General features: G+C 27.3%; 1 protein-coding gene. It reads left to right on the top strand.

Features of this window, described 5'->3' with window-relative positions:
• Positions 1–537: 537 nt before the first annotated feature.
• On the top strand, positions 538–721 hold a 184-nt coding region (locus ACFO3O_RS22580), incomplete at its 3' end, for a hypothetical protein (protein ID WP_379983075.1).

Here is a 721-nt window from a genome sequence, read left to right as displayed (position 1 = left end):
TACCTCTCTCCATTGTTCAACATTTCTGATTTTTATTCGTGCCATAATTGTTAGACGTATTTTATTTTATAATGTTACAAATATGTAACTTTTGTAAATCTAACATTTTATTTTGACTTTTAAAAATTTTATTCAAAAAATAAAAAGACAGTATTGATTAGTGTCAATCCGAAAAGATAAAGGCTAAATGAAAATAACGTATTTACAGGCAAAACAACGTTACACGTGTAACGTTGTTTCGTTGTTTTTAGTATTGGGTGCGATCAAATTCAATAGTAGATACAATAATTATATAAAAAAATTAGTTGTACATATATGTAACAAATAAATATTTATTCGTATGTTTATAACGTGTTTAGCATCACATGGTCTTGTGTTATCTCTAATAAATAGAAACAGTATAACGTTACGTGTAACGTTTATTTCGCTAGTAATGTGTGATTTAAAATAAAAACAACGTTACACGTGTAACGTTGTTTTAGGGAAATTGGGTACTAATTTCTAATGTTAGAATTAGATTAAAAAGGAATTAAATATATGGAATTAAACTGTAAACAATGCGGAACATTCTTTATTCAAAGAAATAAAAGACAGGTATATTGCTCTGCTAAATGTAGAACAAAAGCCTGTAGAGTTCGTCACAATAAAGGCAAGCTAAGTGAACTTGTTAAAGAAGAACCCTCAAATAAATCCATAAATAATATGGATTTACTCACAGCTT

Source organism: Dokdonia ponticola (assembly GCF_042653865.1).
Classification (GTDB): Bacteria; Bacteroidota; Bacteroidia; order Flavobacteriales; family Flavobacteriaceae; genus Dokdonia; species Dokdonia ponticola.
This window is presented reverse-complemented; position numbering and strand designations above follow the sequence as displayed.